General features: G+C 67.3%; 8 protein-coding genes. 3 read left to right on the forward strand and 5 right to left on the reverse strand.

Annotated features, from left to right (window positions below):
* Positions 1-206: 206 nt before the first annotated feature.
* The 3 genes from AB7O82_RS34830 to AB7O82_RS34840 form a co-directional block, all read right to left on the reverse strand.
* The gene (locus tag AB7O82_RS34830; RefSeq protein WP_428550709.1) at positions 207-1298 is read right to left on the reverse strand and encodes a Zn-dependent alcohol dehydrogenase; all 1092 of its coding nucleotides are present in this window, start codon (positions 1296-1298) and stop codon (positions 207-209) included.
* Positions 1299-1505: 207 nt separating this feature from the next.
* Entirely contained in the window at positions 1506-2399 is an 894-nt protein-coding gene (locus tag AB7O82_RS34835) for a 50S ribosomal protein L11 methyltransferase (RefSeq protein WP_428621516.1), read from the reverse strand.
* A gap of 94 nt (positions 2400-2493) precedes the next feature.
* The gene (locus AB7O82_RS34840; RefSeq protein WP_428621518.1) at positions 2494-4791 is read right to left on the reverse strand and encodes an ATP-dependent helicase; all 2298 of its coding nucleotides are present in this window, start codon (positions 4789-4791) and stop codon (positions 2494-2496) included.
* Between the two features lie 219 nt (positions 4792-5010).
* Here AB7O82_RS34840 and AB7O82_RS34845 point away from each other — a divergent pair, with 219 nt between their 5' ends.
* The 3 genes from AB7O82_RS34845 (at position 5011) to AB7O82_RS34855 (ending at position 7611) form a co-directional block, all read left to right on the forward strand.
* Complete coding sequence (locus AB7O82_RS34845) at positions 5011-5943, forward strand: S1C family serine protease (RefSeq protein ID WP_428550701.1); 933 nt, start codon at positions 5011-5013, stop codon at positions 5941-5943.
* Positions 5944-5975: 32 nt separating this feature from the next.
* The gene (locus tag AB7O82_RS34850; protein WP_428550699.1) at positions 5976-6932 is read left to right on the forward strand and encodes an MBL fold metallo-hydrolase; all 957 of its coding nucleotides are present in this window, start codon (positions 5976-5978) and stop codon (positions 6930-6932) included.
* 196 nt (positions 6933-7128) lie between these two features.
* A complete protein-coding gene (locus AB7O82_RS34855; protein ID WP_428550696.1) occupies positions 7129-7611 on the forward strand; it encodes an N-acetyltransferase family protein in 483 nt (160 codons plus the stop codon).
* A 179-nt stretch (positions 7612-7790) separates the two neighbouring features.
* Here AB7O82_RS34855 and AB7O82_RS34860 read toward each other — a convergent pair whose 3' ends face one another.
* Together AB7O82_RS34860 and AB7O82_RS34865 are read right to left on the reverse strand one after the other, a co-directional pair.
* The gene (locus AB7O82_RS34860; RefSeq protein ID WP_428550693.1) at positions 7791-8306 is read right to left on the reverse strand and encodes a thioesterase family protein; all 516 of its coding nucleotides are present in this window, start codon (positions 8304-8306) and stop codon (positions 7791-7793) included.
* Positions 8307-8309: 3 nt separating this feature from the next.
* Positions 8310-8783: thioesterase family protein (locus AB7O82_RS34865; protein WP_428621520.1), on the reverse strand; the 474-nt coding region annotated here is incomplete at its 5' end.

The raw sequence follows: 8783 nt of genomic DNA on the forward strand, positions 1-8783 counted from the left end.
CCGGCGAACGCCGGCCCTTTTACTTTTATCCCCCGCTTCGCTGGGGTGGTGCCCCGGCATCCGCGGGGGGGGGGGACAGGGTATCCCGGACGGCGGGCGTCTCGCCCGCTCTTGCGCCTCCGTGAGCGGGCGAGACGCCCGCGGTCCACATGAGCATGACCCCGCCGTCGCCGTATGGCGCGACACCTCCCCAGAGGAAGATCGATCTACGCATCGAACATGATGACCGAGCGCAGGACCTTGCCGGACTTCATGTTGGCGAAGCCGTCGTTGATCTCCGACAGCTTGATGCGGGCGGAGATCCAGTCGTCGAGCTGCAGGCGGCCCCTCATGTAGTGCTCGATCAGCCGGGGCATGTCGACCCGGAAGCGGTTGGAGCCCATCGAGGAGCCCTGGATCTTCTTCTCGCCGCGCAGGAACTCGATGCCGTGCAACTCGATCTTGGTGCCGAACGGGATCATGCCGATGATGGTCGCCACGCCACCCGGCCCGAGCATCTGGAACGCCTGCTCGGCGGTGATCTTGGCGCCGACCGCCTCGATCGCGTGATGCACCTGGCCCTTGGTCAGCTCCTTGACCTGGGCGACCGGATCGCCGTTGCGCACGTCGACGATGTCGGTGGCGCCGAGCTTGGTGGCGAGCTGCAGCTTGGTCGGGTTGGTGTCGACGGCGATGATGCGGCCGGCGCCGGCGATGGCGGCGCCGTTGATGGCCGCCATCCCGATGCCGCCGCAGCCCAGCACGACGACGGTCTCGCCCGGTGCCACCTTGGCGGTGTTGAAGATTGCACCGGCGCCGGTCATGACACCGCAGCCGATCAGCGCCGCCCGGTCGAGCGGCATGTCCTCGCGGATCTTCACGATCGCGTTCTCGTGCACCAGCATCTGCTCGGCGAACGACGACATGTTGAGAAACTGGTGGATCGGGCCGGTCTTGTTCCAGGTTATGCGGGTCGACACGCCGGGCGGCAGCTTGACGTCGGTGTTGGTGCAGATCGCCGGGCGGCCCGACGTACACTGCTCGCAGGTGCCGCAGAACACCGACAGGCAGGTGACGACATGATCGCCCTTCCTGACGTAGGTGACGTCGGAGCCGACCTCCTCGACGATGCCGGCCGATTCGTGACCGATCACGGCGGGCAGCGGGTGCGGGAACAACCCTTCCATGAAGTGCAGGTCGGAGTGACAGAGGCCGGCGCAGGCAGTGCGGATCAGCACCTCGCGCGATCCCGGCTTGCGCAGGCCCACTTCCTCGATGACCAGCGGCTTGTTCGCTTCGTACAGGACGGCGGCTTTCATGGGTGCATTCCTCTCCCGGGCGATGGACGGCACGAGGCCGTCGAACGCGAGGGTAGGGGAGGCGACGGCGGGGCGGCAAGATGCGCCGCGAGAGTCGTCGCGCGCCGTCTCGCCGGGCAGAAGACCGAACCACCGGAAATCAGCAAAGCTCATGCGCTGGGGGCGCGCCCGCCAGCGCGAACGAGTTGGCCGTCAACGACAGCCCCGCTATCGGGCTTGGTCCCGTTTCAGCAGCAATGTGCGCCACCAGGCGCCACTGGATTCGAGGTCGATGCGTCGTTCGAAAGCGAACCCACGGCGGGCGTAAACGGCGAGCAGATGGCCGGCCTGCTCGACCAGCAGGCCGCTCAGCAGCACCCTGCCGCCCGGCCGGACGGCAGCGGCGAACGACTCCGAGAGCTCGGTGAGGGGGCCGGCCAGGATGTTGGCTACGATCAGATCGAATGGCGCGCGGTCCGCCAGCCCGACGGCGGCAAGGCCAACAGAATGGACGAAATGGCAAAGCTCGCCGACGCCGTTCAGCGTCGCATTTTCCTTCGCGACCTCGACCGCCTGCGCATCGTTGTCGCCGCCCAGCACCGGGCGTCGCCACAACTTGGCCATGGCGATTGCGAGAATGCCGCTGCCGCAGCCGACATCGACCGCGTTCGCCGTTGATGCGGGGTCGAGCATCGCCAGGAGCTCGAGGCAGCCGCGCGTCGTTGCGTGCGTGCCGGTGCCGAAGGCCAGCCCGGCATCGATGCGTAGCGGCAGTGCGCCGGCAGGCGGCGGTTCGGTGGCATGCGACGGATGGACCCAGAATGGCCCGACGACAAACGGCTGGAAAGACCGCTGGTTCTCGCCGACCCAGTCCCTGTCGGGCAAGGCCTGCCACTGCCATGTCGGTTCTTCGAGTCCGCGGGCCCGCGCGGCGTCCTGGATTGCGGCAGCGACCGCGGCGTATGGCTCCTCGCCGACGATCTCGATTCGCCACGGCCCGTCGCGCGACATCTCGCGGCTACTCACGACGAAGCCCGCCTCGAGCAGTCGTTCCTCCAGGGCGTCTTCCCACGCGGCGCGTTCGTTCGCGGCGACGACGAAGGCGGCCTTGCCGATGTTCATGCTCATTCGGACCGCGGGCGTCCCGCCCGCTCATGATCAAGACGATGAGCAGGCGGGACGCCCGCGGTCCGGAAGACCATGATCTCGATACGACTCATGCCGCCTCGATGAAGCTGTCCAGGACCTTCTTGGGGCCGGCCTTCTCGAACTCGATGTCGAGCTTGTTGCCGTCGACGGCGATGATGCGGCCGTACCCGAATTTCTGGTGGAACACGCGCAGGCCGATGCTGAACTCCGGCCGGTCGCCTTCGACGGCGCGACGGTCGTCGAAGGTCTCGTCGCGCCAGCGGGTGCGCCGGCCGGCCGAGGTTACACCCAGGCTCTCGTAGTCGAAGCCGCTCGCCTGGTCGCGCAGGCCGCCATGATGGCCGGCCGAGTAGGTGGCGTAGAGGCCGGCGTCGCTGCTCTCGGCGAGATGGCCGTTCGGCAACTCGCGCAGGAAGCGCGAGGGCAGGGCAGCCTGCCACTGGTTGAAGACGCGCCGGTTGGCGGCGAACGACACATAGGCCCGCTTGCGCGCGCGCGTCAGGCCGACATAGGCCAGTCGCCGCTCCTCCTCGAGCCCCGCCATGCGCTTGTCGTCGAGTGCGCGCTGGTTGGGGAACAGGCCTTCCTCCCATCCGGGCAGGAACACGGTGTCGAACTCGAGGCCCTTGGCCGCATGCAGGGTCATGATGCTGACCATGTCGCTGCCCGCCCGCTCGGCATTGTCGGTGAGCAGGGCGACGTGCTCCAGGAAGGCGGGAAGGGTGTCGAACTCCTGCAGGGCGTTGACGAACTCCTTCAGATTCTCGAGCCGGCCTTCCGCTTCCGGCGAGCGGTCGAGACGCAGCATGTCGGTGTAGCCCGATTCGTCGAGAATGCTCTCGACCACCTCGACGTGGCTGATGCCGTCGAGCATGGAGCGCCAGCGCTCGAAGCTGCGCACCAGATCGCCCAGGATCTTGCGCGGCCGGGCCTTCAGCTCGTCCGTCTCCAGCGCCCGCCGCGCCGCCTCGAACAGCGACACCTTCTGAGCCCGCTGGATGATGCGCAGGATGCGCAGCGCGGAGTCGCCGAGGCCGCGGCGCGGCGTGTTGAAGATGCGCTCGAACGCCAGATCGTCGTCGTGCTGCACGGTGACCCGGCAGTAGGCCAGGGCATCGCGGATCTCCGCCCGCTCGTAGAAGCGCGGTCCGCCGATCACCCGGTAGGGCAGGCCGAGGGTGATGAAGCGTTCCTCGAACTCGCGCGTCTGGAAGCCGGCGCGCACCAGGATGGCGATCTGGCCGAGCGGGTGCTTGTCGCGCTGCAGGGCCTCGATTTCCTCGCCGATGGTGCGCGCCTCCTCGTCGCCGTCCCACACGCCGCGCAAGGAGATGCGCTCGCCTTCCTTGAGATCTGTCCACAGGGTCTTTCCGAGCCGGCCCTCGTTGTGCGAGATCAGATGCGAGGCGGCAGCCAGGATGTGCGGCGTCGAGCGGTAGTTGCGCTCCAGCCGGACGATCGTGGCGCCCGGGAAATCCTTCTCGAAGCGCAGGATGTTGCCCACCTCGGCGCCACGCCAGCCGTAGATCGACTGATCGTCGTCGCCGACGCAGCAGACGTCAGGCGTGCCCTGCGCCAACAGCCGGAGCCACAGGTACTGCGCCACGTTGGTGTCCTGGTACTCGTCGACCAGGATATGGCGAAAGCGGCGATGGTATAGCGCCAGGATGTCGGGATGCTGCTGCCACAGGGTTACGCAGTGCATCACCAGGTCACCGAAATCGACCGCGTTCACCTCGGCGAGGCGCTGCTGGTACTGGCGATAGATCTCGACCGACTTGCCATTGGCGAAATCGCCGGCGTCGTCGCGCGAGACCTTGTCTGGAGGCAGCGCGCGATCTTTCCAGCGCTGGATGATGCCCGACAGGATCCGCGCCGGCCATTTCTTGTCGTCGATGTCCTCGGCTTGCAGCAGCTGCTTGATCAGCCGTGTCTGGTCGTCGGTGTCGAGGATGGTGAAGTTGCTCTTGAGCCCGACCAGCTCGGCATGGCGGCGCAGCATGCGCACGCCGACGGAATGGAAGGTGCCGAGCCACATGCCGTCGGCGGCGCCGCCGATCAGGCTGGCGACGCGATCGAGCATTTCGCGCGCCGCCTTGTTGGTGAAGGTGACGGCGAGGATCTGCGACGGCCAGGCGCGCCCGGTGATCAGCAGGTGGGCGATCCGGGTGGTCAGCACGCGCGTCTTGCCGGTGCCGGCGCCGGCCAGGACCAGCAGAGGGCCGCCTTCGTGCGTCACCGCGAGGCGTTGCTGCTCGTTCAGACCCTCCAGGTGTGCAGAGGGCGCAACGGTGCGCCGCGCCGGCGGCGGATCGGACGGCGCGGGATCGTCGGTGATTTCAAACGGATCGGCGGGGGGCGCCATGCAGCGTCATATAGCAATCGGGACGGCATACGCCTATCTTGGATAGACGGGGACTCGGCATGTCTTCCCGTGGCGACCGGGCGCGATCCCGTCGCCGCCGGGATAGGCGAGTAGAAATATGGGAGTCTGGCCATGGCCCGAGGGTTGAACGGTTCTTCTAATGGTGCGGGTCATCATCATCCGACAGGCCGCGAGGCTGTCGAAGCGCGGATGCCCGGGGTGTCCAACCTGCCCGCGGCGATCGCCGGGGCGCTGCCGGCCGTGGTCGGCCTGCGCACCACCATTCCCAAGGACCGCCGCTCGGCCCAGTCGCTCGGCACCGAGCGCGAGGGTCATGGTATCCTGATCGACGATCAGGGCCTGATCGTCACCATCGGCTACCTGATCATGGAAGCCAGCACGGTGACGATCACCGACATCGAAGGCGGAGAATGGCCGGCCTATGTCGTCGGGTATGATTACGAGAGCGGCTTCGGCCTGGTGCGGACCGAACAGCCGATGGGCTTCCGGCCGATGCGCTTCGGCGATTCCGATGTCCTGGAGCTGCGCAGCGAGGCCTTCGTCGCCGGGCTCGGCGGCGAGAAGGCGACCCTCAAGGTCAAGGTCGCCGGCCGGCGCGAGTTTGCCGGCTACTGGGAGTACCTGCTCGACAACGCCATCTTCACTGTGCCGGCCTATCCGCTGTGGGGTGGCTCGGCGCTGATCGGCCAGGACGGCACCCTGCTCGGCGTCGGCTCGCTGCTGGTCCAGGAGGCTCTGGGACCGGGCGCGCCGGCCTTCCCCGGCAACATGTACGTCCCGATCAACCGCCTGAAGCCGATCTTCCAGGAACTGGTGGCCAACGGGCGCCTGGCGACGCCGCCACGTCCCTGGCTCGGCCTCCATACTGTCGAGCACATGGGCCAGCTCGTGATCGGCGGCATCTCCGATGGCGGGCCGGCCGACCGCGCCGGCCTGCAGCGCCACGACATCCTGCAGGCGCTGAACGGCGAGGTGCTCGACGACATCGCCGACTTCTATCGCAAGCTGTGGGCCAGCGGACCGGCCGGCACGGCGGTGACGCTGCGCATGGAACGCGACAGCGATTCCTTCGACGTCACCGTGCGGACGGGCGATCGCGCGCGCTACTATCACAAGTTCGGCTCCGACTGACGCTGCGGCCGGCGAACGGCGGGGAGAGCTCGATGGCAAGGCCATTCGCCTCGCGGGCGGACACGGCGGAGCGAAGGGTCGCGTTCAGACGCGTCTCGGAGAATGCCTACGCCTTCACGGCCGATGGCGATCCCAACACTGGGATCGTGGTTGGCGACGACGCGGTGATGGTGGTCGATGCACAGGCGACGCCACGGACCGCCGAGGCGGTGATCGAGCATGTGCGCAGCGTGACCGACAAGCCGATCAAGTACGTGGTGCTGTCGAACTACCACGCCTTGCGGGCGCTGGGCGCCACTGCCTTCGCGCCGCAGCACGTGATCAGCAGCGAGGCGACGCGCGAGCTGATCGTCGAGCGTGGCGCGCAAGACTACAAGTCGGAAGCCCAGCGCTTTCCCCGCCTGTTCAAGGCGATGGACGCTATTCCCGGGTTGACCTGGCCCACCATCACCTTTCGCGATCGCATGACGATCTGGCTGGGGAGTCTGCAGGTCGACATTCTCCATGCCGGCCGCGGCCATACCAAGGGAGATACCGTCGTCTGGCTGCCCGAGGAACGCACCCTGTTCAGCGGCGATCTGGTCGAAGCCGGCGCCACGCCCTATGCCGGCGACGGCCATCTCAAGGACTGGCCGCGCACGCTGGCGAGGCTGCGTGGGCTGGCGCCGCAGGCGCTGGTGCCGGGGCGCGGCGATCCGCTGATCGGCGAGGACGCGGTCGGGCAGGGGATTGGCGACACGGAGATGTTCCTGGCCGATCTCTTCGGCGCGGTCTCGGCGAGCGCCGAAGCCGGCGAGACGCTGAAGCAGGCCTACGACAAGGCGATGGGGCTGCTGCAGCCGCGCTACGGCAAGTGGGCGATCTTCGAGCACGTCATGCCGTTCGACGTCGCGCGCGCCTACGACGAAGCAAAGGGGCTCGACCATCCGCGCATCTGGACGGTAGAACGCGACCGCGAGGTATGGTCGACGCTGGAGCCTGACGCTTGATGGCGATTCTCTCCCGGACTGCGGGCGCTCCGCCCGTTCACCTTTATGCACTTCCGGACCGCGGGCGTCTCGCCCGCCCGGCGCATTCACATGCGCCGCTCATGATCAGAGGCGAGTCCGACGCGGTAGGCCGCGCCCAGGACGCCCAAGGTCCGGAAGAGTATGAGCGGGCGGGACGCCCGCGGTCCAAAAGAACATGACGGCCGACCTGATCGTGCGTCCGGCGACGGTCGACGACGTCGACCTGCTGCACCGTTTCTCCGTCGATCTCGCGACCTACGAGGACGAGCCCGATGCCGTGCGCTCGACGCCGCAGAGCCTGGCGCGCGACGGGTTCGGCGATCATCCGCAGTTCGCCGCCCTGATCGCCGAGCGCGCCGGCACGCCGGTGGGCTTCGTGCTCTATACCTTCAACTACTCGGTCTGGACCGCGGCGCGCGGCATCTTCATCGAGGACATCTGGGTCGTGCCCGAGGAGCGGCGCGGCGGCGTCGCCCGCGCGCTGATGGGCGCCCTGGCGAAGAAGTGCGTCGCCAAGGGCTACAAGCGCATCGACCTCAACGTGCTCGACTGGAACCCGGCGCGCGGCTTCTACGAGCGCATCGGATTCAGATGGATCCGCAACTGGCTGCCTTATCGGCTGAGCGGCGAGGCGCTGGACGCGCTGGCGCGAGAGTAGCGGGCAAACAGCCCATCTCGCCACCCCCACCTCATCCTGAGGAGCGCCCGAAGGGCGTGTCTCGAAGGATGGGCACCAACGAGGGTCCCAGTTGCCCATCCTTCGAGACGCTCGCTGCGCTCGCTCCTCAGGATGAGGGCGTTGTTGATCGATGAAGGGGCTTGAAGTCCCGAGTGTACCTACTTCCTCGCCAACCCCATCACCCGGCCTGCATTGGCGGGTCGCGGCAGATTTTGGTGCGCCTGCCAAAGCGTCTCCAGCCGCTCGGCTACCGGCGCAGGCCACGGCGCCGAGCGGCGGGTGGCGTAGTCGATGTTCATTACGATCACCTCGTTGGTCGCGGCGAGGTAGCCTTGCTCGGCGTGGTACATGTCATGATAGAGGTGGACGCGCTTGGCGTCGCGCGCAAGCAATTGGGTGGCGAAGCGCATCGGTGCGCCACCGCGCATCTCGCGGTCGTAGGTAACGTGCGTCTCGAGCACGAAGGTCATGCCGTGCTTGCCATCGACATAGGGTCGGCCCAGTCCCATGTTGCGCATGAAGGCGCCCGACGCCTGGTCGAAGGCGGCGACGTAGAAGGCGACGTTCATGTGGCCGTTCCAGTCGACCCATTCGGGCAGCACGACCGAGCGGTGAACATCGAGCGGTGCGCGCGTCACCAGCTCGGGAAGCTCATACGGCAACGACTCTCGCATCGATCAGCTCTTGCGCTTGATGCCGATGACGCGGCCGGTCTGAGGCGGCACGGGCAGGCCCTTGTGTGCGGCGGCAAGCTTGTGCAGCCGCTCCATGGCGAAGTCGGGCCACGGCGCCGACCGGCGAGTGGCATAATCGATATTCATCAGCATCAGCTCGTTGGTGGCGGCGAGGTAGCCTTCGGTGGCGTGGTACATGGCGTGGATGACGTGCAGGCGCTTGGCGTCGTAGTCGAGGACTTGCGTTGTGATGCGCAGCGGATCGCCTTCCTTGACCTCGCGGTCGTAGGTGACATGCGCTTCGAGCACGAAGGTCATGCCGATCTTCTCGCGCGTGTACTCCCAGCTGCAGCCGAACTGGGCGAACAGCGTGTCGGTCGCCTTGTCGAAGGCGACGACGTAGAAGCCGACGTTCATGTGGCCGTTCCAGTCGATCCACTCGGGCAGGACGGTGGCGCGGTGAATGTCGAGCGGCGC

It is taken from the genome of Reyranella sp. (assembly GCF_050185545.1).
In the GTDB taxonomy this organism is placed as follows: Bacteria; Pseudomonadota; Alphaproteobacteria; order Reyranellales; family Reyranellaceae; genus Reyranella.